General features: G+C 64.5%; 18 protein-coding genes and 1 pseudogene. 11 read left to right on the top strand and 8 right to left on the bottom strand.

The annotated features are described in order from the left end of the window. Positions 1–31 precede the first annotated feature (31 nt). The 3 genes from V8Z74_RS00800 to V8Z74_RS00790 all read left to right on the top strand — a co-directional run bounded on the left by V8Z74_RS00800 (position 32) and on the right by V8Z74_RS00790 (position 2,257). Positions 32–1,222, top strand: coding sequence for a bifunctional nicotinamide-nucleotide adenylyltransferase/Nudix hydroxylase (locus V8Z74_RS00800; protein ID WP_066473695.1), 1,191 nt, complete (start codon positions 32–34; stop codon positions 1,220–1,222). Positions 1,223–1,291: 69 nt separating this feature from the next. Then, positions 1,292–1,792, top strand: coding sequence for a GNAT family N-acetyltransferase (locus V8Z74_RS00795; RefSeq protein ID WP_349707440.1), 501 nt, complete (start codon positions 1,292–1,294; stop codon positions 1,790–1,792). A gap of 159 nt (positions 1,793–1,951) precedes the next feature. Continuing rightward, positions 1,952–2,257, top strand: coding sequence for an H-NS histone family protein (locus V8Z74_RS00790; RefSeq protein WP_066474068.1), 306 nt, complete (start codon positions 1,952–1,954; stop codon positions 2,255–2,257). A 54-nt stretch (positions 2,258–2,311) separates the two neighbouring features. Here the strand turns inward: V8Z74_RS00790 and V8Z74_RS00785 are convergent, their stop codons facing one another. Next, complete coding sequence (locus V8Z74_RS00785) at positions 2,312–2,893, bottom strand: 4'-phosphopantetheinyl transferase family protein (protein WP_349707439.1); 582 nt, start codon at positions 2,891–2,893, stop codon at positions 2,312–2,314. Continuing rightward, positions 2,893–6,984, bottom strand: coding sequence for a Pls/PosA family non-ribosomal peptide synthetase (locus V8Z74_RS00780; RefSeq protein ID WP_349707437.1), 4,092 nt, complete (start codon positions 6,982–6,984; stop codon positions 2,893–2,895). The genes V8Z74_RS00785 and V8Z74_RS00780 overlap by 1 nt, the downstream gene beginning before the upstream one ends. Before the next feature lie 397 nt (positions 6,985–7,381). On the opposite strand from V8Z74_RS00780, the gene groES reads away from it, so the two are divergent. Together groES and groL are read left to right on the top strand one after the other, a co-directional pair. Then, on the top strand, positions 7,382–7,672 hold the full coding sequence (gene groES, locus V8Z74_RS00775) for a co-chaperone GroES (protein WP_066473722.1): 291 nt from the start codon (positions 7,382–7,384) through the stop codon (positions 7,670–7,672). 175 nt (positions 7,673–7,847) lie between these two features. Beyond that, a complete protein-coding gene (gene groL, locus V8Z74_RS00770; protein ID WP_066473725.1) occupies positions 7,848–9,491 on the top strand; it encodes a chaperonin GroEL in 1,644 nt (547 codons plus the stop codon). Positions 9,492–9,667: 176 nt separating this feature from the next. On the opposite strand, the gene pgi is transcribed toward groL, so the two are convergent. Both pgi and tal read right to left on the bottom strand, forming a co-directional pair. Further along, positions 9,668–11,278, bottom strand: coding sequence for a glucose-6-phosphate isomerase (gene pgi / locus V8Z74_RS00765; protein WP_349707436.1), 1,611 nt, complete (start codon positions 11,276–11,278; stop codon positions 9,668–9,670). 10 nt (positions 11,279–11,288) lie between these two features. After that, positions 11,289–12,251, bottom strand: coding sequence for a transaldolase (gene tal / locus V8Z74_RS00760; protein ID WP_349707435.1), 963 nt, complete (start codon positions 12,249–12,251; stop codon positions 11,289–11,291). A gap of 245 nt (positions 12,252–12,496) precedes the next feature. On the opposite strand from tal, the pseudogene V8Z74_RS00755 reads away from it, so the two are divergent. Then, positions 12,497–13,343: pseudogene (locus tag V8Z74_RS00755) on the top strand (MurR/RpiR family transcriptional regulator). A gap of 44 nt (positions 13,344–13,387) precedes the next feature. Here the strand turns inward: V8Z74_RS00755 and V8Z74_RS00750 are convergent. Together V8Z74_RS00750 and V8Z74_RS00745 are read right to left on the bottom strand one after the other, a co-directional pair. Further along, complete coding sequence (locus V8Z74_RS00750; RefSeq protein ID WP_349707434.1) at positions 13,388–14,554, bottom strand: porin; 1,167 nt, start codon at positions 14,552–14,554, stop codon at positions 13,388–13,390. 219 nt (positions 14,555–14,773) lie between these two features. Continuing rightward, on the bottom strand, positions 14,774–15,811 hold the full coding sequence (locus tag V8Z74_RS00745) for a porin (RefSeq protein ID WP_349707433.1): 1,038 nt from the start codon (positions 15,809–15,811) through the stop codon (positions 14,774–14,776). Between the two features lie 319 nt (positions 15,812–16,130). Between V8Z74_RS00745 and coq7 the strand changes: the two genes are divergently transcribed. Next, a complete protein-coding gene (gene coq7, locus V8Z74_RS00740; protein ID WP_349707432.1) occupies positions 16,131–16,748 on the top strand; it encodes a 2-polyprenyl-3-methyl-6-methoxy-1,4-benzoquinone monooxygenase in 618 nt (205 codons plus the stop codon). A gap of 57 nt (positions 16,749–16,805) precedes the next feature. Here the strand turns inward: coq7 and V8Z74_RS00735 are convergent, their stop codons facing one another. Further along, positions 16,806–17,258: an OsmC family protein gene (locus V8Z74_RS00735; protein ID WP_066473748.1), complete on the bottom strand. Its 453-nt coding sequence runs from the start codon at positions 17,256–17,258 to the stop codon at positions 16,806–16,808. Between the two features lie 388 nt (positions 17,259–17,646). On the opposite strand from V8Z74_RS00735, the gene ilvA reads away from it, so the two are divergent. The 3 genes from ilvA to V8Z74_RS00720 all read left to right on the top strand — a co-directional run bounded on the left by ilvA (position 17,647) and on the right by V8Z74_RS00720 (position 20,656). Beyond that, entirely contained in the window at positions 17,647–19,200 is a 1,554-nt protein-coding gene (gene ilvA, locus V8Z74_RS00730) for a threonine ammonia-lyase, biosynthetic (RefSeq protein ID WP_349707804.1), read from the top strand. A 77-nt stretch (positions 19,201–19,277) separates the two neighbouring features. After that, positions 19,278–20,093 (top strand): adenosylcobinamide-GDP ribazoletransferase, encoded by an 816-nt coding sequence (cobS, locus tag V8Z74_RS00725; protein ID WP_349707431.1) that lies wholly within the window; start codon positions 19,278–19,280, stop codon positions 20,091–20,093. Continuing rightward, entirely contained in the window at positions 20,090–20,656 is a 567-nt protein-coding gene (locus tag V8Z74_RS00720; RefSeq protein WP_349707430.1) for a histidine phosphatase family protein, read from the top strand. The genes cobS and V8Z74_RS00720 overlap by 4 nt, the downstream gene beginning before the upstream one ends. 123 nt (positions 20,657–20,779) lie before the next feature. Here V8Z74_RS00720 and V8Z74_RS00715 read toward each other — a convergent pair whose 3' ends face one another. After that, positions 20,780–21,250 (bottom strand): type II secretion system protein N, encoded by a 471-nt coding sequence (locus V8Z74_RS00715; protein WP_349707429.1) that lies wholly within the window; start codon positions 21,248–21,250, stop codon positions 20,780–20,782. A 46-nt stretch (positions 21,251–21,296) separates the two neighbouring features. On the opposite strand from V8Z74_RS00715, the gene gspG reads away from it, so the two are divergent. Then, positions 21,297–21,749: a type II secretion system major pseudopilin GspG gene (gene gspG / locus V8Z74_RS00710; protein WP_349707428.1), complete on the top strand. Its 453-nt coding sequence runs from the start codon at positions 21,297–21,299 to the stop codon at positions 21,747–21,749. Positions 21,750–21,896: the final 147 nt, after the last annotated feature.

The following is a 21,896-nucleotide window of genomic DNA, read 5'->3' as shown; positions in this document are numbered from 1 at the left end:
GCCAGCCGACTCCCCATTTCGCTTCCATCCCATGCCACAAGCCAGCGCCTCCCTCTCCAGCACCCGCCTGGTCACCGCCTCGCCCGAAACCCTGCCCACGTCCACGCCGGTGCATACGGCCGTGCTGATCGGGCGCTTCCAGCCGCTGCACAACGGCCACATGGCGCTGCTGCATGCGGCGCTGGAGCGGGCCCGCCAGGTGGTGGTGGTGCTGGGCAGCGCCTGGCAGGCGCCCAATCCCAAGAACCCCTTCAGCTGGCAGGAGCGCGCGCAGATGCTGCACGAAGCGCTTTCGCCGGACGACGCCAGACGCGTGCACTGCGTGCCCGTGCGCGACTACTACAACGAGCCGCTGTGGGTGCAGGCCGTGCGCGACGCCGTCGGAGCCCATGTGCCCGAAGGCGCCAGCGTGGCGCTGGTCGGCCATTTCAAGGATGCGAGCAGCAGCTACCTGGCGCGCTTTCCGGGCTGGGAGCTGATCAGCCTGCCGCGCCTGGGCCAGTTCGATGCCACGCCGCTGCGCGACATTTTCCTGGGCGATGGCGACGCCTCGCCTCAGGCGCTGGAGTCGGCACTGGCCCGGCTGTCCGCCCAGGTGCCCGACAGCACGCTGCAATTCCTGCGCCGGTGGGCGCAGACGCCGCTTTACGCCCGCATGCAGCAGGAATGGCGCATGCTCAGCGCCTACAAACAGGCCTGGTCCCAAGCCCCCTATGCGCCGGTCTTCGTGACCGTGGACGCGCTGCTGCGCTGCCGCATACCGAGCAAGGATCCGCGCGGCCATGACCAGGTGCTGCTGATCCAGCGCGGCCATGCGCCCGGCAAGGGCCTTTGGGCACTGCCCGGCGGTTTTCTCGAGCAACGCGACAGCCTCTGGCAATCCTGCGTGCGCGAGCTGCGCGAGGAGACCTGCTCGGCCATCAGCGAGGCCGACCTGCTGGCCGCGCTGCAGACCGTGCAGGTCTTCGACCATCCCGACCGCAGCCTGCGCGGGCGCACCATCACCCATGTGCACTATCTGGACCTGGGCGTTCAGCCCGGCCTGCCGCCCGTGCAGGGCGCCGACGATGCGGCGCAGGCGCGCTGGGTGCCGGTGGCCGACCTGCCGCAGATGGAAGGCGAATTCTTCGAGGACCATTTCCAGATCCTGTGCCAGTTCCTGCCCATTGCGCTGTCGAACGAGCAGCCACGGGAACGACCGGCGGCAGCCCGCAGTGCTTGACCCCAAAAACATAGCTGCTACCGCAGGTGGAGAAAGCGCCTGCGGGCGTTTTCTTCTATATTTTGGTGCATGAGCAAAGCCATCATCCGCCCCGCCACCGAGCAAGACACAGACCTCATCCTGCACTTTGTCCGCGAGCTGGCCATCTACGAAAAAGCCGAGCATGAAGTGCTGGCCACGCCCGAGCATGTACGGCGCACGCTGTTCTGCGCGAATCCGTCGGTCTTCGGCCTGATCTGCGAAGCCGAAGGCCGGCCCGTCGGCTTTGCGGTCTACTTCTTCAACTATTCCACCTGGCTGGGACAGCACGGGCTGTACCTCGAAGACCTGTATGTCACGCCCGATGCGCGCGGCCATGGCGCAGGCAAGGCTTTGTTGCAGCATCTGGCGCAGATTGCCGTGGAGCGCGACTGCGGGCGCTTCGAATGGAGCGTGCTGGACTGGAACACGCCCTCCATCGAGTTCTACGACAGCCTGGGCGCGCTGCCGCAGAACGAATGGATACGCTATCGCCTGACGGGCGAAGCCCTGCAGGCCCTGGCCCGGGGCAAGGAAAAGGCGGCCGCCTGACGCGCCCGGCCCGCGCAGCCGGCCGGCGGCTCCGGGCCAGATGATGCAAAAAGTAAATACGCACCATCAACAATGCAGGCCGGTCCTGCCTGCCCCAAAATCGCACGTTTTGAAACAAAAATGGCCTCTGCAGTGACCAGCGGCCCCAGGAATCACAGCATGCCCAGCTACCAGGAACTACTTGCCCAGAAAAACGAGCTCGACAAGCGCATCGAGCAGGCGCGCCATGCCGAGGCCAAGGAAGCGCTGGCCACGGTCAAGCAGCTGATCAGCACCTTCGGCTTCACCGCCCAGCAGGTCTTTCCCTGGAAGCCCGAGGAAAAGAAAAGAGTCGAGGCCAAGTACTACGATCCCGAGAGCGGCGCGACCTGGACCGGCCGCGGCAAGCCGCCCAAGTGGATCGAAGGCAAGAACCGCGATCTGTATACGATCAAGCAGACCGACAATCCCTTCCCCGTCGAATAACGGCCATCGGCCGCGCGCGGGAAACGGCATCCTGCGGGCGGCGGCGGGCGGCCTTCACCGCCAGGCCACGGCGCCTGCATAGCCCCGGGCCAGCGGCACCGCCGCGCTGCGCATCTGCGCCAGCCGCGCCGGCAGCCTTTCGCTCCACTCCACCAGATCCAGGCCCGCGCATTTGAGACGCGCTTCGTGCAGCGTCCAGGCCTGGGTGAATTTCTCGAAAAAGAGAGCATCTGGCGCAGTATTCATCAGCATCCTGGCAGTTTCCTGTGCCAGAAACAGATGCGCCACCGCTTCCAGCTCCCTGCGGGGTGCAAAGCCATCCAGCGCCTGGATATCCACACCGACCGGACCTTCCCGGCGCCATGCCAGCAGCGCCAGCCCCGGCGCATGGCTGATGGAGCAATGCGACTGGGGCAACGGCCTGCCGCGCATCAGCAGCCGCGGCGCCTGGCCCCGCACATTGGTGACCTGCAGTGCATCTGCCCCACAGCCCAGCGCCGGCGCCAGGCAGGCGCGCAACGCGGCGCGAGCCTGCTGGCGCGCCTGATCGCGGTCCTCTGCCAGTCCTTGCGCCAGCCACACCTGCGGTGCGCCGGCCTGCTGCCAGCCATCAAAGGTGCAGGGCTGGATCGCCATCAGGCCCGGGCCGGGGCTGCCGGCGCGCCCTCCCAGCGCGTGCGCGCGGGCAGGGCCTCGCCCTTCATCACCAGGGTCAGCGGGCCGAGCTTCACGCCGTCGCCCACGCGGGCGCTGTACAGCACGGTGCAACGGGCGCCCATGGTCACGCGGCTGCCGATCACCACATGGTCGATCTTCATCACGCGGTCCTCGAACAGGTGGGTCTGCGGGCAGCACAGCGCGTTCAGCTCGCTGTGCGCGCCGATGGTCACGCAGTCGTGCTCGGTGATGTCGGTGGTATCCAGCCAGGCGCTGGCGGCAATGCGGCTGCCCATCAGGTTCATGGCCAGCGGCAGCCAGGGCGTGCCGCGCAGGTAGCGCAGGAAGTTGGGCACGGCCATGCCTTCGTACATGTTGGTGGCGGCCTCGGAGAGCCAGACGAAGGGCGTCCACATGGGCACGGCCTTCTTGTCGTAGCGCCGCACGGTGAGCCACTTGAACAGCGCCACCAGGAAGAAGGCCGCCATGCCGAAGACCACGCCCGACACGGCCAGGTCCACCACCACATCGCCCCACCGCCCCTCGGAAGCCAGCGGCATGGCGTCGAGCACGATGGCATAGCCCACGGCGATGACCAGCGCATGCGGCGCCGCGATGCGGAAGGCCTCGACCAGGCCGCGGCCCAGGCGCCGCCAGGGCGAGGGCGCGAAGGTCAGGTGCTCGGGGTAGCCCTGGACCACCTCGCGTGCCGGCAGGTTGATGGCGGGCGCGCCCAGCCAGGTGTCGCCGCTTTGCATGTCGGCGTTGCGCGGCACGGCGGTCATCACGCCGATGAGCACGCTCTCGGGGATGGTCGAGCCGTCGGGCACGTAGGCGCCGTTGCCGATGAAGCTGCGGCGCGACACCACCGTAGGCTTGACCGTCATCCAGCCGCCGTCGATGTGCTCGTCGCCCAGCATCACCGCGTCGGCCACAAAGCATTCGTCGCCCAGCGTCAGCATGTCGGGCACCACGCCCAGCGCGGTGGACAGCTCGGTCTGCCGGCCCACCTTGGCGCCCAGCAGCCGGTACCAGGTGGACGAGTACACCGTGGCGTAGATGCCGTGCAGCGTGGCCAGGCTGGCCTCCTGGATCTGGTTGACCAGCCACTTGCCCAGGTAGCGGCCGCTGTGGACCGACCAGCTGCCGGCCCGGGTGCGCGGCAGGAACAGGTAGCGCACCAGCGCGGCCACCAGCACCGTGCAGGCCACCAGCACCGCGCTGGACGGCAGCGCGAGCACGAAGAATTTCAGAAAGCGCAGCACGAACGCGCCCACCGCGTCGACCACGCCCTGCTCGATCAGCGGCCGCACCGAGATTGCATCCACGTCGAGCACGTCGATCAGCATGAAGGTGGGGAACACCGGCATGAAGAACAGCGTGGCCACCAGCAGTCCGCCGACCAGGAAGACGAACTTCTCCCAGGCCTTGCGCACATGCCCCACGACCTGGCGCGGCGGCAGGCTGGCAGGGTCGAAATCGCCCACGGCGCGTGCAGGAGAACCCGCCCAGATGGCCCGCGGCGGCAGCACCATGCCATCGGCCAGCGCCGACTGGCCTTCGAGGTGAGACCAGTCTTCCAGCCGGGTGTTGCCCTCGACCACCACGTACGAGCCTATGCAGGCCTCGTTGCCGATGTCTATGCGGCCCAGCACCAGCTCGCCGCCCTCGACGCGGGCGTTCTCCAGGTTGACCGCATTGCCGACGCTCACGCCGTCGCCGATGGCCAGCAGGTCATGGGCGCGCACCGTCATCGAGCCGAGGTTGGCCTCGCGCCCCACCTTCGCGCCCAGCGCACGCAGCCACAGCGGGTGCAGCGACGACCCGGTGATCATGGCGATCGGCACCGCCTCCACCAGCCGGTCGGCGAACCACCAGCGGAAGTAGGTCAGCCCCCACAGCGGGTAGCGCCCGGGCTTCAGGCGCCCGGCCACCAGCCATTTGCCGGCCCAGGCGATGGCGAACTCGGCCAGCGTGGCGATGGCGAACGCCAGCACCGACATGGCGACGGCGAAGGCGACGGAATCCGATTCGTCGCCGGTGAAGAAGTGGTAGGTGAAGAACGGCGCCAGCCACTGCGCCATCTTGATCAGCACCAGCAGCGGGATCGCTACCGCCTGCGCCGCGCCGCAGCGCCAGCGCCGCCATGCGGAGTGGATGCGGAACGGCCTCTCGGCTGCTACCGCATCGCCCTGCGGCATGGCTGCCTGCAGCGCCTCGGCGATCGCGCCGACGCGGCGCTGCTGATAGATGTTGCTGACCGAAGCCTCGGCAAAGCGCGCATCGGCGCGCAACAGCGAGGTCAGCCGCGCCGCGAACAGCGAATGCCCGCCCAGGTCGCTGAAGAAATCCAGCGCGCGGCGGATGGGCTGGCCAGGGAAGAGCTGGGCCAGCGCGGCGAACAGCACTTCCTCGGCCGGGGTCTCGGGCGTGTCGGATCCAGACAGGTCCACCGCGGTGGACAGCGCCATCGCCTTGAGCGCCTTGCGGTCGATCTTGCCCGAGGTCAGGCGCGGCATCTCGGCCAGCGTCTCGAAACGCGCGGGCACCATGTAGGGCGGCAGGCGCTCGGCCAACGCGCTGCGCAATGCCGTATGCGTGGGCGGCGCAGCGGCGCCCGGAACCTCGGCGGGCACATAGAAGGCCACCAGTTGGTCCATGCCATCGTCCTTGCGCAGCAGCACCGCCGTGGTACCCACGCCCGGCTGCTGCGCCAGCACGGCCTCGATCTCGCCCAGCTCGACGCGAAAGCCCCGGATTTTGACCTGGTCGTCGGCGCGGCCCAGGCAGTGGATCTGGCCGTGCTCGTCGATGCGCGCCAGGTCGCCGGTGCGGTACAGGCGCGTGTCGTGCGGGCCGCTGGCCCAGGGGTTGGCAAGGAACTTCTCGGCCGTCAGATCGGGGCGGCCCAGGTAGCCAGCGGCCACGCCGGGGCCGGTGATGCACAGCTCGCCCATCTCGCCCTGCGGCAGGCCGACCAGCGCGGGTGCCGTGCCCGCCGGAAAGCTGTCGGGCTCGATCACCTGCACCACCACCAGACCATAGTTGGGCAGCGGCGTGCCGATGGTCACCGGCTCCCCGGCCTTCAGCTCGGCCAGGCTGGCCGACACCGTGGCCTCGGTGGGTCCGTAGGTGTTGAACATCTGCCGCGTGCCACCCCCATCCCGGTTGGCCCAGCGCGCCACCAGCGATTCCGGGCACATCTCGCCGCCGAGGTTGATGAGGCGCAGGCTGGGCACGTCCTGCGCGAACAGCGCCAGCAGCGTGGGCACGGCGTGCAGCACCGTCACCTGCTGCTCGATCAGCGCGCGCGGCAGCGCCTCGGGGTCGCCGGCGATCTCGCGCGGCGCCAGCCACAGCGTGGCGCCGACGAGGTAGCTGATCCAGATCTCCTCGAACGACATGTCGAAGGCCACCGAGAAGCCCTGGTAGACCTTGTCGCCCAGGCGCACGCCCAGGCGCGCGTTCTCGCTGCGCAGGAAGTGGCAGATGCTGCCCTGGGTGATGGCGATGCCCTTGGGCTTGCCGGTGGAGCCGCTGGTGTAGATCACATAGGCCGGGTGCTCGGGCAGCGCGCCTTCGCGCCGGCGCGGCACGGTGCCGGCAGGCAGCGGCGCGAGCAATTCGGTTTCGGTCAATATCCGGGCCGAAATGCCCTCCTGCTCCTGCACCACCTGCGCCTGGCGCTCCGCCGTCAATAGCGCGCGGGCAGCGGCGTCTTCCAGGCAGGTGGCGATGCGCTCGGGCGGGGTCTCGGCGTCGAAGGGCAGCCAAGCCGCGCCGGTCTTGGCAATGGCCAGCTGCAGCGTGAGCAGCTCGATGCCGCGCGGCAGCCACAGGCCCACCATGTCGCCGGGGCGGATGCCGGCCTCGATCAGCCGGTGCGCGGCGCGGCCGGCATCGGCGTCCAGCTCGGCATAGCTGCGCTGGCGCGCTTGCCGGCCCTGCCCCTCGATCAGCGCCGTCTGCTCGGGATGGGCAGAAGCGGTGGCCTCGAAGATGTCGGCCAGCACCTCGTGGCGCAGCAAATCCGGCCGCTCGGGCCCGCGCAAAACAACAGTGTCAGACATACCATCAGCGGCTTACCCGGGGCAACCGTGCACCCGAACGTGGCGGCACCGCTCTTTTCTGCCCGCCATTATTGAGCCGGTCAGGGCCCTTGCGCGTATCGCACAGGGCAGGCAGGCCGGGCTTTTCACAATAAATGCCGACCTTGCAGGGTAAAACCGGACGCGCAGGCGCCCCGGGAAAGACTCAAGTGCGGCGCTTGTCCACCAAAGCCTGCCGGCCTGCGGCCCTATCCCCTGCAATGCCGGTCATGTGGCTCTTGAAACTGCCAGAATTTGCCTTATTATTAGCACTCAACGGGGTCGAGTGCTAACAGGCTCTTGATCCCATATCTTCCGGAAGCCGGTCCTTGCGGCTGGCAAGTCTTGTTTCAACTTTGTTGATGAATTAGGAGTTGGTATGAACCTGCGTCCCCTGCACGATCGCGTGATCGTCAAGCGCCTCGAAAACGAAACCAAGACGGCTTCGGGCATCGTGATCCCCGACAACGCCGCCGAAAAGCCCGATCAGGGCGAGGTGCTGGCTGTGGGCCCCGGCAAGAAGAATGACAAGGGTGAAACCATCGCCCTGAACGTGAAGGTCGGCGACCGCGTTCTGTTCGGCAAGTACAGCGGCCAGACCGTCAAGGTCAACGGCGACGAGCTGCTGGTGATGAAGGAAGACGACCTGTTCGCAGTCGTCGAAAAGTGATGGCCCTGCGGGCAATCACTTTCGTCGAAGGCTGACTTCGCATAGCGAAGTCAAGGGCTGAAAGCCCGGCTGCAGACAAAAGCACCCGCATACAGTTACTCTTATTTTCATAGCTTCCAGCGCTTCATGAGAAAGCACTGGCAGCCAAATTGAATCAAATTCTTAGGAGCCAAAAATGGCAGCAAAAGACGTAGTTTTCGGTGGTGAAGCACGTGCCCGCATGGTCGAAGGCGTGAACATCCTGGCCAACGCCGTGAAGGTCACCCTGGGTCCCAAGGGCCGCAACGTGGTGCTGGAGCGCTCGTTCGGCGCCCCTACCGTGACCAAGGACGGCGTGTCCGTGGCCAAGGAAGTGGAACTGAAGGACAAGCTGCAGAACATGGGCGCCCAGCTCGTGAAGGAAGTGGCCTCCAAGACCAACGACATCGCCGGCGACGGCACCACCACCGCAACCGTGCTGGCACAGGCCATCGTGCGCGAGGGCTCCAAGTACGTGGCCGCCGGCCTGAACCCCATGGACCTCAAGCGCGGCATCGACAAGGCCGTCGCCGCCCTGGTGGATGAGCTGAAGAAGCAATCCAAGGCCACCACCACCTCCAAGGAAATCGCCCAGGTGGGCACGATCTCCGCCAACTCCGACTCCGACGTGGGCGAGATCATTGCCCAGGCCATGGACAAGGTCGGCAAGGAAGGCGTGATCACCGTGGAAGAAGGCAAGAGCCTGGCCAACGAACTGGACGTCGTGGAAGGCATGCAGTTCGACCGTGGCTACCTGTCGCCCTACTTCATCAACAACCCTGAAAAGCAGGTTGCCCTGCTGGACAACCCCTTCGTGCTGCTGTTCGACAAGAAGATCAGCAACATCCGCGACCTGCTGCCCACGCTGGAAGCCGTGGCCAAGGCCGGCCGTCCCCTGCTGATCATTGCAGAAGACGTCGAAGGCGAAGCCCTGGCCACCCTGGTGGTCAACACCATCCGCGGCATCCTGAAGGTCGTGGCCGTCAAGGCTCCCGGCTTCGGCGACCGCCGCAAGGCCATGCTGGAAGACATCGCCATCCTGACCGGCGGCAAGGTGATCGCTGAAGAAGTGGGCCTGTCGCTGGACAAGGTGACCCTGGAAGACCTGGGCCAGGCTGCCCGCGTCGAGATCGGCAAGGAAAACACCACCATCATCGACGGTGCCGGCAAGGCCGAGGAAATCGAAGCCCGCGTCAAGCAGATCCGCATCCAGATCGAGGAAGCCACTTCCGACTACGACCGCGAGAAGCTGCAAGAGCGCGTGGCCAAGCTGGCCGGCGGCGTGGCCGTGATCAAGGTGGGCGCTGCCACCGAAGTCGAAATGAAGGAAAAGAAGGCACGCGTGGAAGACGCGCTGCACGCCACCCGCGCTGCCGTGGAAGAAGGCATCGTGGCCGGCGGCGGCGTGGCCCTGCTGCGCGCCAAGCAAGCCGTGGGCGAGCTGTCCACCGGCAACGCCGAGCAGGACGCCGGCATCAAGCTGGTGCTCAAGGCCGTGGAAGCGCCCCTGCGCGAGATCGTGGCCAACGCCGGTGGCGAGCCTTCGGTGGTCGTGAACGCCGTGCTGAACGGCAAGGGCAACTACGGCTTCAATGCTGCCAACGACACCTACGGCGACATGCTGGAAATGGGTATCCTGGATCCCACCAAGGTGACCCGCACCGCCCTGCAGAACGCCGCTTCCGTGGCTTCGCTGCTGCTGACCACCGAGTGCATGATTGCTGAGGCCCCCAAGGCTGACGCAGCCCCTGCCATGCCCGACATGGGCGGCATGGGTGGCATGGGCGGCATGGGCATGTAATTGCCCACCGGCTTGCTGGATGGCTGCAATGCCATTCAGCTTCCCCCTCGATAGAAAAGGCCGCATCTTGCGGCCTTTTCTATTTGCGGATCAAAACAGCTCCAGGCGCAGGCCAGGTAGACGCTAGCCGCTACCTTATCAGGAGCATCACAGCGCTACTGCCACACAAGACAGCTTCAGCAGGCTTGCGTGGCCGTCAGGCGCTGCATCAGGCCCAGCGTGGACGCATCCACGCCATTCCAGTCCCCGCTTTCCAGGCGCGCATTCAGTTGCCTGGCCAGCTGCTTGCCCAGCTCCACGCCCCACTGGTCAAAGCTGTTGATGTCCCAGACCGCTCCGGAGACAAAGATGCGCTGCTCGTACAGCGCGATCAATGCCCCCAATGCGGCCGGATCCAGCTGCTGCAGCAGCAAGAAGGTGCTGGGGCGGTTTCCCGGACAGTATTTCTCGGCGCCTTCGCCGTCACGCCCCACCATCAGGGCCTGGGCCTGGGCAATCGCATTGACCACCAGGCTCTGGTGGTGCGCGCCCAGGTATTTGCCGCCGTCGCGCAAGGCAATGAACTCCACGGGAATCACGTCCTGGCCCTGGTGCAGCATCTGGAAGAAGGCATGCTGGCCGTTGGTGCCCGGTTCGCCCCAGATCACGGGCGCCGTTTTCACGGCCAGGGGCTGGCCGTCACGCGTCACGCCCTTGCCGTTGCTCTCCATCTCCAGCTGCTGCAGATAGGCCGTCAGGCGCCGCAAGCCATGACTGTAGGGAGCGATACAACGGCTGGAAAAATTCCAGAAATCCCGGTACCAGACATCCAGCAGTCCCAGGCGCATGGGCAGGTTCTGGTCCATGGCCGCCGTAAAGAAGTGGGCATCCATGGCATGCGCGCCATCGAGCATGGCTTGGAATTGCCGGGCCCCCACGGCGATCGCAATCGGCAGACCGATGGAAGACCACAGGGAAAAGCGGCCGCCGACCCAATCCCAGAAACCCAGCGTGCGCCGGATACCGAACTCTGCCGCGGCCTGCACATTGCTGGTCAGTGCCACAAAGTGCCGGTCGATGGAGCATGCAGCTGCCGGGTCCTCGCTGCCGCCCTGATCCAGAAACCACTGCCGCGCCGAGCGCGCATTGAGCATGGTCTCCGCCGTGGTGAAGGATTTGGAAGCGACCAGGAACAGCGTGCTGTGCGGCCGGACCTTGCGCAGCACATGGCCCAGCTCATGCCCGTCGACATTGGAGACGAAGTGGAAGCACTTGCCTGTGTCGACCCAGTCCTCCAGCGCATTGACCACGACTTCGGGCCCCAGATGCGAGCCGCCGATGCCGATATTGACAATGTCGGTAATGCTGTCGTCCGCCCTCACCTGCTCGGCAAGCGCGAGCATGGCTGCCCGGGTTTCATGCACTTCGGCCAGGGCTTCTTCCATGGCAACAGCCCACGCTTGCCGCACGGCATTATGCTGCAGCAGTCCTCCATCCCGGGGCATGCGCAGCATCCAGTGCATGGCGGCCCGCTCTTCCGTGCAGTTCACCGCTGCGCCGGCCAGCATGGCATCGCGTTTTTCCTGCACACGGCTTTGCCTGGCAAGGTCGCGCAGCAACCGCTCCGTCTCCGCGCTCCAGAGATTCTTGGAAAGATCGGCAAACACATGCGGCGCCTGCATGCTGAGATTGGCAAGACGGGCGCCGTCCTGCGCAAAAGCCGCACGCAGATCCATGGACAGCATCTGTTCGCGGTGGTGGGTCTGCAAAGCCTCCCAGGCCGGCAGACCATGGCATAACAAGGTCAAGAAAAACTCCTCAGTCCGCAGCCTGCTGCATCAATGCTTCCAGCTTGCGGGTGTCGGCAGCGAAAGCCCGGATGCCTTCGGCCAGCTTCTCCGTTGCCATCGCATCTTCGTTCAGGGCAAAACGGAAACTGCTTTCATCGTAATGCACCGGCTCCAGAGCCAGCTTCGCAGCCTGCTCGCCATCAAGCGCACACGCCACCGGTGCTGCCGCCGTATCCACCGCGGCCAGTTGCGCCAACAGCTCGGGCGCAATGGTCAGCAAATCGCATCCGGCCAGGGCCAGGATCTGCCCCGTGTTGCGAAAGCTCGCGCCCATCACTTCGGTCGCAATGCCGAAGTGCTTGTAGTGCTCGTAGATCCTGCGCACGGAAGCCACGCCGGGATCGTTATGGCCCGCCATCGCGGCATCATCCCACTGGGCGCCGGCCTGCTTTTTGTACCAGTCATGGATCCGGCCGACAAACGGCGAAATCAGCTGCACTCTGGCCTGACCACAGGCGACCGCCTGGCAGAACGAGAACAGCAATGTCAGATTGGTATGGATGCCTTTTTGCTCCAACAGGCGCGCGGCCTCAATGCCTTCCCAGGTGGAGGCGATCTTGATCAGCACCCTGTCGACATGCACGCCGCTGGCCTGGTACAGCTCGATCAGGCGCTCGGCCCTCGCCACCGTGGCGTCGGTATCGAAAGACAGGCGTGCATCCACCTCGGTGGATACACGGCCCGGAATCAGGTCCAGGATCTCGCAGCCGAAACGCACCAGCATGCGGTCCATGATTTCGTCAAGCGAGCGTCCTTTCCACTGCGCCACCGTCGTCCGCATCAGAGGCGCATATTCGGGCTTTTGCACCGCTTTCAGGATCAGCGACGGATTGGTTGTCGCATCCTGGGGACGGAACTGAGCCAGTTGATGAAAATCTCCCGTGTCGGCCACCACGGTCGTGAACTGTCGCAGAGCTTCCAACTGGTTCATACACACTCCAACGGTTGGTTATAAAGTGCGGCCAACGCCGTCACATCCATAGACCATCAAGTTTAGAGCCCGCCCGGCCCGATATTTGCAAGCCGGCGGCCTGGATAACCACTTGTTAACCCTCGACAAGCGCCGATACGCCTTTTTCATTCAGCTATTTTGCTGCCGCCACCAATGCTCACGCCTTATGCTTGAAGCTTTCGGAGATTTTTCTGGATAGAGTTTCCGCTGCCCGAACATCGAACATGCTGGATCGCATCACCGCCTCACTTCCCTCACTTGCACCCGCCGAGCAGCGGGTTGCCCGACTGGTGCTTGCCGATCCCCGTGCATTTGCCCATCTGCCGGTCAGGGAGCTTGCCGAACGCGCCCACGTCAGCAAACCCACCGTGGTGCGCTTTTGCCGCAGCATGGGCTATGACGGCCTGGCCGACTTCAAGCTGAAACTGGCCGGAAGCGTCAGCGAAGGCGTGCCCTTCATCCACCGCAGCGTGGACAGCGACGACAAGACGGCCGATGTCATGGTGAAGGTGGTGGACAACGCCGTGGCCGCCTTTCTCCAATACCGAAACGCAGCCAGCACCACGGCCATCGAGCAAGCCGCCCAGGCGATTGCCGCGACCTGGCAGACGGGCAGGCGCATAGAGTTCTATGGAGCCGGCAATTCGGGCATCGTGGCCCTCGATGCCCAGCACAAATTCTTTCGTCTGGGCGTGACCAGCCTGGCCACCAGCGACGGCCACATGCAGGTCATGAGCGCCACCCTGCTGGGTCCCGGCGATTGTGTGGTCATCATCTCCAACTCCGGGCGTACGCGCGACCTCATGGATGCGGCCGACATTGCTCGCAAGAACGGCGCCACCACCATCGCCATCACGGCCAGCGGCTCCCCCCCTGGCGTCTGCCTGCCAGATCCACCTGGCCGCCGACCACCCCGAAGGCTACGACCGCTACAGCCCCATGGTTTCGCGCCTGCTGCACCTGCTCATCATTGACGTGCTTGCCACCTGCGTCGCCTTGCGCATCGGCCCGGCACTGCAGCCCGCGCTGGAACAGATGAAGGACAACCTGCGCGCCAAGCGCTACACCTGAGCAAAAAAGCTCCCATAGGGAGCTTTTTTGCGGCCTTGCGCTTTTTAGAAACGGTGACGCAAGCCCACGGTGATACCGGTCCGTTTCGTGGCGCCATTGGTACCATCCAGAGCCACGCCAGCGCCCCCGCTGACCTTGGTGTGGTCGATGCCGAAGTAGGCATCGGTACGCTTGGAGAATGCATAGTCTGCAACCGCCACGATGAAATCGGCCTTGCCGTTGAAGTCACCGGTCGCGGAACCTTTCTGCTTGGCATGGTAGTAATGCAGTCCAGCGTTCAGCTGAGGCGTGATCTGATAACCAAAGCCGATCTTGAACATTTCCCGCTTGTTGGCGGCATTCAGCGGACTGGCGCCTGCGACAAAGCCTCCGTTCGAAGCACCTGTCCAGAAGGAATTGAGAACGCCGATATCCACCGCATTATTGGCTGGGCCACCCTGCAAATCCTTACGCTTATTCGCTGCATAACCGGCCATCAGATACCAGGGGCCCGTGCGATAGGAGCCACCCAGCGTATAGGCATCCACCTTGGTGCCGCCGGGCAACGTGGTGCTCAGATACGCGGCGCCAGCAGAAATTCCCTGGTTGGAATAGCGCAAATAGCCACCCGCGGTCTTCAGCGCAGTGCCAGGGGTCGGAGCAAATGCCCCCCTCTTGGCAACGGTCTCGCCTTCATCAAAGGAATACTGCAGGCCGGCCCGCACGGGACCAAACTCGGCAACATACTTGAGCATGTTGTTGGCACGCGCGCCCATGGCCATACCCAGCTCGGGCTTATAGGCCTCCATATAGGGGGAATACGGGAAAGAGGCATAGGACGTCGTCACCAAGTCGAACAGGATGTTGTACTGGCGACCCATGGTGAGCTGGCCAAAGCTCTTGCTGCGCAGGCCCACCCAGGATTGCGCGAAATAGGTGAGCCCTGGTGCAGGAGTCACACCATCGTCGGTGGTGAAGCGGTTTTCCAGATTCGCGATGGCCGACAGTCCGCCACCCAGATCCTCGGTGACATTGATACCCCACCGGCTTTGCGACATGCCGCCGCCGATCATTTTCGTCAGGCCACCTTTGTTGGGACCTTCGTTATTGGTATGCCGGATTGCCGCATCCACAATGCCGTACAGCTGCACACTGCTTTGCGCCGAGGCCAGAGATGCCGCGCCTCCCAGAACAGCCATTGCAATTGTTGTTTTCACAAATGAAGAAGCCATTGCGTTGTCTCTCTCTTGTTAATAATGGTTGGTGGAACTTGCATTCTAGAAACGCTTGGTTTCCTCACATAACCATTTGCACAAGCGCAACACAGGCCTTTCCCTCTCAGGCTTTCCCTTCTTCGTGTTTTCCCTTTGATTGGCACCATGAAAAAAGGGCCTGTCTTGCGACAGGCCCTTTTTTTGTCTAAGCAGATACTGGCTTAAGCCAGCATCAGATTAGAAAGCGTGGCGAATGCCCAGCTGCACGCCAGTCTGGTTCACGCCGGACTGCACGCCACCGGCATACACTTGCTTGGCTTGCAGGCCCAGGGTGGAACCGTTGTTGTTCTTCATGTAAGCAACGGTGCCGTACAGAGCAGTACGCTTGGACAGGTTGTGCACATAGCCCAGCGACAGCTGTTGAGCCTTGGTGTCGTTGCCCTTCTGGTCGTAGTAGGCGTACTGAGCCTTGACTTCGCCCACGCCACCCACAGGAGCGGACACGCCGATCAGGTAGTTGTTGAACTTCTGGTTGGGAGCGCCGTCCCACTTGTACTTCACTTGCTGTGCCAGGCCAGTCAGCTTGGCCACGCCGAAGTTGTACGAAGCACCGATTTCGATTTCGTCGCGGTCGCCGCCAACCAGGTTCAGCTTGCCGTAGGCCAGGGTAGCGCTGATGGGGCCGTTGTCGTAGCCAACGTTACCACCGAAATAACGGCCAGTCTTGCCTGCACCGCTAGCGTTTTCGTCGAAAGCGTAGCTGATGTTGGCGTTGAAGCCATTGAAGTTGGGGGTGGAGTAGGACAGCATGTTGTCCTTACGGATGGTGTTGCCGTCAGCAATACCAGTGCCAGCCCAGTCGGCGTAGCCCATGAATTGGCCGATACCGGTGGCGCCGAACACGTCATACTTCAGGGAAGTACGGAACGTGGGGGTGGTTTCACGACCCAGGCGAACTTCACCGAAGTTGCCCGACAGGCGCACGGTGGATTCGCGGCGGAAGTTGAAGCCCGAAGCGTTGCCGCTGTCACCGAAGATTTCGCCTTCCAGCCAGAAGCCAGCCTTCAGACCACCACCCAGGTCTTCTGTGCCACGCAGGCCCAGACGGCTGGTTGCGTTGCCGCTGGTGCCGACGCCGTAACGGCTGTCGCCAGCTGCATCCTTGTTCACGTAGGAGATGCCGGTATCAACGATACCGAACAGGGTCACGGAGGATTGAGCCATTGCGGCGCCGGAAGCGGCCAGCACTGCCAGGGCAATCAGAGATTTTTTCATTACGAGTTACTCCAAGGTTTAGAAGGGCGCCGGTTCTATGGGAGAGAGACTTGTCTCCTGCTCCACCGGTTTCCCGCGCCAACCTCCTGGTGGGGAAGTTGTTGCCTATTGCACCAGACCCCCGCCCCAAGCGCAAAGAAATTCACCCAAAAAGGGCTGATACGACGCGTTTTCGTTGCACTGCCGCAACAAACATCCGGTGCTGCACAATCAGTACAGTCCCTGACGCTTTGCCGCATTGATTGCCCAGGCTCAAACCCTGCGCCGGCCCCGTTGATGTACCGTTGGCGCCCAGATCCGCATCGTTTTCCAATCTGCCATGGACCAATTCCTGACCGCTGCCGATGCAGCACTCCGCACCCTGTTTGCCGACCCCGTGGCCGCCGAGCGTTCTCCTGCTCATGGTATTGCCGAAGCACCCCTGACCGAGGAGCAGCGCAGGCTCTCCGGCGCCTTGATGCGCGTCAATCATGTCGGCGAGGTCTGCGCGCAGGCGCTGTACAACGCCCAGGCCATGGTGACCAAAGACATGGCCTTGCGCGAGCACCTGCTGCAGGCGGCGCGCGAGGAGATGGACCACCTGGCCTGGACGCGCGAGCGGCTGCATGCTCTGGGCGACCGCCCCTCGCTGCTGAATCCGCTGTGGTTTGCAGGCGCCTTTGCCATCGGCACGATAGCGGCCAAGCTCAGCGACGCGGCCAGCCTGGGCTTCGTGGTGGAAACGGAAAACCAGGTGTCAAAGCACCTGGAAAGCCATCTGGGCCGCCTGCCCGATGAGGACGCGGCTTCGCGCGCCGTGGTGGAGCGCATGAAGGAAGATGAAGAGCGCCATGCAGCCGCGGCCATCGATGAAGGGGCAATGCAGCTGCCTCCGATCGCCCAGGGCCTGATGCGCATTGCGGCCAAGGTGATGACCGTCACGGCACACCGCCTCTGATCGCCTTGAACAGGAAGCGATCCGCACAGATCCGCTTCCTGTTGGCTGTCCACTCAATCAGGCTTCCACGATATCAAAGCCTGTGGTGATTTCAGCCGTCTTGCCCAGCATGATGGTGGCCGAGCAGTATTTGTCATGGCTCATGGCAATCGCACGTTCGACGGCTGTGGAGGGCAGATTCCTGCCGGTCACCGTGAACTGCATGTGAATCTTGGTGAAGACCTTGGGGTCGGTCTCCGCACGCTCGGAAGTCAGCTGTACGCTGCAGCCCCTCACGTCGTGGCGGCCACGCTTGAGGATGAGCACCACGTCATAGGCCGTGCAGCCGCCGGCGCCTGCCAGCAGCATCTCCATGGGGCGTGGCGCCTGATTGCGGCCGCCATTGGCCGGGGTCTTTTCATCGGGTGCGCCATCCATGTTGACGATATGGCCGCTGCCGGTTTCGGCCACAAAACCCATGCCAGAGCGCGTTCCCGTCGTGGCGCCCGTCCAACTTACCGTGCATTCCATTGCTGCATCCTCTCAAATTTGTTGCAATTTTGCATCAGATCCAGAAAAACCCGAATTTTTTTGCACCGCCGCATAAAAATCCATACAATACATCCCAAGCGTTACCTGTGAGGTGAAACCCGCAGATAGACTGCAGAGTCATGGATAGCCCTGATCTGCATCGCACCGATTGTCTCCTCCACCTCCTCTAATGGTGGATTCAGCCCCTAGATTTCTGTCTGGGGGCTTTTTTTTGCCTGTGCAAAACAGCACTTCTGCGCCGTCCCTGCAGCGCAACAGGCAAGCGCCTATGATGGCCGGGCTGCGCCGCCGTGCCATCTCCCTGCTGGCGCACCGCCGGCGCTCCCAGCTCCAGCCCCGCCTGGACGACCTGCTTTTGCTTTGCACGATGACCAACGCCCTGACTCCCGCCGACTATCTGACCCGCATTCTCAACGCCCGCGTGTATGACGTGGCCGTGGAGTCGGATCTGGAACCCGCCAAAAACCTCAGCCGCCGGCTGCACAACAAGGTGCTGCTCAAGCGCGAGGACCAGCAGCCCGTGTTCAGCTTCAAGCTGCGTGGCGCCTACAACAAGATGGCCAACCTCTCGGCCGAGCAGCTGGCGCGCGGCGTGATCTGCGCCTCGGCCGGCAACCATGCCCAGGGCGTGGCGCTGGGCGCCAAGAAGCTGGGCTGCCGCGCCGTGATCGTGATGCCCACGACCACCCCCCAGGTCAAGATCGATGCCGTGGCCGCACTGGGCGGCGAGGTGGTGCTGGCGGGTGAGAGCTATTCCGATGCCTACAAGCATGCCGTCAAGCTGCAAAAGACCGAGGGCCTGACCTTTGTCCACCCGTTCGACGATCCCGATGTGATTGCCGGCCAGGGCACGATTGCCATGGAAATGCTGAGCCAGCTTCAGAAACTGGGCAGCCCGCGCCTGGATGCGGTGTTCGTGGCCATCGGCGGCGGCGGCCTGATTTCCGGCGTGGCCAACTACATCAAGGCCGTGCGTCCGGACATCAAGGTCATCGGGGTGCACACCAAGGATTCGGACGCCATGCTCCAGTCCGTCACCGCCGGCCAGCGCGTGGAACTGCCCGATGTGGGCCTGTTTGCCGACGGCACGGCCGTGAAGCTGGTGGGCGAGGAAACCTTCCGCATCGCCAAGGACCTGGTGGACGACTATGTGGTGGTGGACACCGACGCCGTCTGCGCGGCCATCAAGGACATCTTCGTGGACACCCGCTCCATCGTCGAGCCTTCGGGCGCGTTGGCCGTGGCCGCCATCAAGCAGTACGTGGCCAGGCACAAGACCAAGGGCGAGACCTACGCCGCCATCCTGTGCGGCGCCAACATGAACTTCGACCGCCTGCGCTTCGTGGCCGAGCGCGCCGAGGTCGGCGAGGAGCGCGAGGCCCTGTTTGCCGTGACCATTCCCGAGGAACGCGGCAGCTTCAAGCATTTCTGCGAGGTGGTGGGCAAGCTGCCCGGCGGCCAGCGCAGCGTGACCGAGTTCAACTACCGCATCAGCCACGAGAACAAGGCCCATGTCTTCGTGGGTCTGACCACGGCGGCCAAGGGCGAGTCCGAGAAGATCACCCGCAACTTCCAGAAGAACGGCTTCGACGCCATCGACCTGACCTTCGACGAGATGGCCAAGGAACACCTGCGCCACATGGTGGGCGGCCATTCGCCGCTGGCCCACGACGAGCGCCTGCTGCGCTTCGTCTTTCCCGAGCGCCCGGGCGCGCTGTTCAAGTTCCTGAGCCTGATGGCGCCGACCTGGAACATTTCGCTGTTCCACTACCGCAACCAGGGTGCGGACTATGGCCGCATCCTGGTGGGCATGCAGGTGCCTGCCAAGGACAGCAAGAAGTTCGACGCCTTCCTGAAGAACCTGGGCTACCCGTGGGTGGAAGAGACCAACAACCCGGCCTACCAGCTCTTCCTGAAGTAAAAATTCAAGTCTTTTTGGCCTCAAACGCTTGATGGAAAAGCGCTGATAGCTCACTTTTCAGGATCGATCCAGAACCCATGCAAACCGTGCGCCATCTCCTGCTGGCCGTGCAGTTCTTCAGCCGCATTCCGGTCACCGGGCGGCTGGCGGCCTGGGTGGGATGGAGTCCCGAGCTGCAGCGCCAGAGCGCTGCCCACCTTCCGGGCGTGGGCTGGCTGGTCGGCCTGTGGGCCGGACTGGTGCTGGCCGGCACGGGCTGGGCGCTGCAGCCCAATCCCTGGATGCCGCTGATTGCCGCGGCCCTGGCCACGCTGGGCACTCTGTGGCTGACCGGAGGCTTTCACGAAGACGGTCTGGCCGATGTGGCCGACGGCCTGGGCGGAATGGTGCCGCCCGAGCGGGCGCTGGAGATCATGAAGGACTCGCGTGTGGGCGCCTATGGCGTCATGGCGCTGGTCATGGCCTTGCTGGCCAAGGTGGCCTTGACGGCCGGCCTGGTGGCCGTGCTGCAGCCCGCCTCCGCCGCCGTGCTGATCGGCTGCGTGCATGTGCTCTCGCGCCTTGCGCCGCTGGCGCTCATGCGCACCCTGCCCCATGTGGGCCTGGCAGCCACCAGCAAGACCCTGCATATCGCCGGCAGGCAGCTGGACGGCAAGGGCCTGTTCGCGGGTTCGGTCTGGTGCCTGCCGGCCCTGTGGCTGCTGTGCCAGCTGCACACCCCCTATCTTTTGCCCGGCATGCTGACTGCCGGGGCGGTCACCACCTGGCGGGTGCAACGCTGGCTGCGCCGGCGCCTGGGTGGCATGACGGGCGACTGCCTGGGCGCCTGCCAGCAGCTTAGCGAACTGGCCATGCTGCTCGCCGCGCTTGTCACCATGGAGCGCCTGGCATGAAAACGCTCTGGCTGATACGCCATGCCCGCCCCCTGGTCGCCGCCGACAGCTGCTACGGCCGGCTCGACGTGGCCGTCGATCCCCAGGCCACGCGGCAGGCCGCCCGGTCGCTGCACCAGGCCTTGGCCGCATTGCAGCAAGGCTGCGTCATCCGCCACTCCCCGCTACGGCGTTGCGAGCAGCTGGCGCTTGCCCTGCAAGGGCTGGATGCCAGCTTCACCTCAACGGCCGATGCGCGTCTGCTGGAAATGGATTTCGGACACTGGGAAGGCAGGCACTGGGATGCCATCGGCGAGGAAGCCATTGCCGCCTGGGCCGACGATTTGGCCCTGCATGCACCGGGCGGCGGCGAGTCCCTGGCGCATATGCTGGCCCGGGTGAACAGCGCCCTGCAGGATGCCCGGGCCGAATCTGCGGAGCACATCGTCTGGATTGCTCATGCCGGCGTGGCGCGCTGCGTGCAATGGCTGCTCGAGCATGGAGCGGCGCTGCCTCACAGCACGCAATGGACATTGCCGGCGCCGCGTTACGGGCAGTGGATGAGAGTTGGACTGCCCCCCTGAGGCGCTGCGCGCCTTCCCCCCGGAGGGGGACGACGCCTTCGGCTAGGCGCCCCCACCGCGAGGCGGCTCTTGCTCGGCGTCTCTGGCAAAAGAGACAGTGCCAAACCTAAAGGAGTTTCTTCACTAAAGGGGTTTCTTCAGCTCCAGCACGGTGGTCGCCGGTCCCTGCATGCTGCTGCCCAGCCGCGCTTCGCGGGCCGCCAGGGACTGGAGCACCACGCCATCCTCCACCGTATCGCCCACGCGAAAGGACTTGGCCGGCTGGCCGCCCACCGCGATCACGGCAGAGCCCGCGCCCGAATCCCGGCCCGCCAGCACGCCCAGCAGCGCATAGCGGCTGCTCACCGGAGCCGCCGCAGGCGCTGCGGCCGGCATGGCTACCGCACCCAGCGCCTTGGCCAGGGCCGAGGCATCCACCTGCAACGCCGGCTCCGGAGCCGGTGCGGGCAGCGGGCCCGAGGCGGCCGAACTCCAGCGCAGGCACCAGAAAACCACCACGCCGACCGCCAGCGCCCACAGCAGCAGGGTAAGCAGCTTGACGGACCAGGAGCCGCCCCGCGCCCCGGGGCCGGCATTGAAAGAAAGTATTCGCATTGCCCAATTATGATGGGGGGGTTCCGCCTTATTCCCACAGAGCCACATGACGACCACCCGCCGCCGCCCGCTGTCTGCCATTCGCCACACATTCACACGAGGCTTCACCCTGATCGAGCTGATGGTGGTGCTTGTCATCATCGGCGTGCTAGCGGCCCTCATCGTACCCAATGTGCTGGACCGCGCCGACGACGCGCGCGTGACCGCGGCCAAGACGGACATCGCCAACATCAACCAGGCGCTCAAGCTCTACCGCCTGGACAACCAGCGCTACCCGACTTCGGAACAGGGCCTGCAGGCCCTGGTGACCAAGCCCACGTCCGGCCCCATTCCAAACAACTGGAAGCCCTATCTGGAAAAGCTGCCCAACGACCCCTGGGGCCATCCGTACCAATACCTGAACCCCGGCGTCAAGGGCGCCATCGACATCATGTCCTTCGGTGCGGACGGCAAGGCCGGCGGCGAGGGCAAGGATGCCGATATCGGCAGCTGGCAGTAAGGAAATGGCCCCCACGCTCCCTCACTCCGTGTGGTCGCTGCCCCCCAAAGGGGCCCTGACCGGCTGCGCCGAGCCCCGCCTTGGGAGCGGCCCGGCGGCGGAGCATATGCCCTCCGCGCCTGATCACTGCATGTGGCCGCAGCCTGC

It is taken from the genome of Comamonas sp. w2-DMI, from assembly GCF_040187735.1.
In the GTDB taxonomy this organism is placed as follows: Bacteria; Pseudomonadota; Gammaproteobacteria; order Burkholderiales; family Burkholderiaceae_C; genus Comamonas; species Comamonas terrae.
This window is presented reverse-complemented; position numbering and strand designations above follow the sequence as displayed.

Bases quoted from the DNA above. Each gene is read 5' to 3' on its own strand.
- V8Z74_RS00800 (WP_066473695.1), top strand. From the start codon at position 32: ATGCCACAAGCCAGCGCCTCCCTCTCCAGCACCCGCCTGGTCACCGCC.
- V8Z74_RS00795 (WP_349707440.1), top strand. From the start codon at position 1,292: ATGAGCAAAGCCATCATCCGCCCCGCCACCGAGCAAGACACAGACCTC.
- V8Z74_RS00790 (WP_066474068.1), top strand. From the start codon at position 1,952: ATGCCCAGCTACCAGGAACTACTTGCCCAGAAAAACGAGCTCGACAAG.
- V8Z74_RS00785 (WP_349707439.1), bottom strand. From the start codon at position 2,893: ATGGCGATCCAGCCCTGCACCTTTGATGGCTGGCAGCAGGCCGGCGCA.
- V8Z74_RS00780 (WP_349707437.1), bottom strand. From the start codon at position 6,984: ATGTCTGACACTGTTGTTTTGCGCGGGCCCGAGCGGCCGGATTTGCTG.
- groES (WP_066473722.1), top strand. From the start codon at position 7,382: ATGAACCTGCGTCCCCTGCACGATCGCGTGATCGTCAAGCGCCTCGAA.
- groL (WP_066473725.1), top strand. From the start codon at position 7,848: ATGGCAGCAAAAGACGTAGTTTTCGGTGGTGAAGCACGTGCCCGCATG.
- tal (WP_349707435.1), bottom strand. From the start codon at position 12,251: ATGAACCAGTTGGAAGCTCTGCGACAGTTCACGACCGTGGTGGCCGAC.
- V8Z74_RS00750 (WP_349707434.1), bottom strand. From the start codon at position 14,554: ATGGCTTCTTCATTTGTGAAAACAACAATTGCAATGGCTGTTCTGGGA.
- V8Z74_RS00745 (WP_349707433.1), bottom strand. From the start codon at position 15,811: ATGAAAAAATCTCTGATTGCCCTGGCAGTGCTGGCCGCTTCCGGCGCC.
- coq7 (WP_349707432.1), top strand. From the start codon at position 16,131: ATGGACCAATTCCTGACCGCTGCCGATGCAGCACTCCGCACCCTGTTT.
- V8Z74_RS00735 (WP_066473748.1), bottom strand. From the start codon at position 17,258: ATGGAATGCACGGTAAGTTGGACGGGCGCCACGACGGGAACGCGCTCT.
- ilvA (WP_349707804.1), top strand. From the start codon at position 17,647: ATGACCAACGCCCTGACTCCCGCCGACTATCTGACCCGCATTCTCAAC.
- cobS (WP_349707431.1), top strand. From the start codon at position 19,278: ATGCAAACCGTGCGCCATCTCCTGCTGGCCGTGCAGTTCTTCAGCCGC.
- V8Z74_RS00720 (WP_349707430.1), top strand. From the start codon at position 20,090: ATGAAAACGCTCTGGCTGATACGCCATGCCCGCCCCCTGGTCGCCGCC.
- V8Z74_RS00715 (WP_349707429.1), bottom strand. From the start codon at position 21,250: ATGCGAATACTTTCTTTCAATGCCGGCCCCGGGGCGCGGGGCGGCTCC.
- gspG (WP_349707428.1), top strand. From the start codon at position 21,297: ATGACGACCACCCGCCGCCGCCCGCTGTCTGCCATTCGCCACACATTC.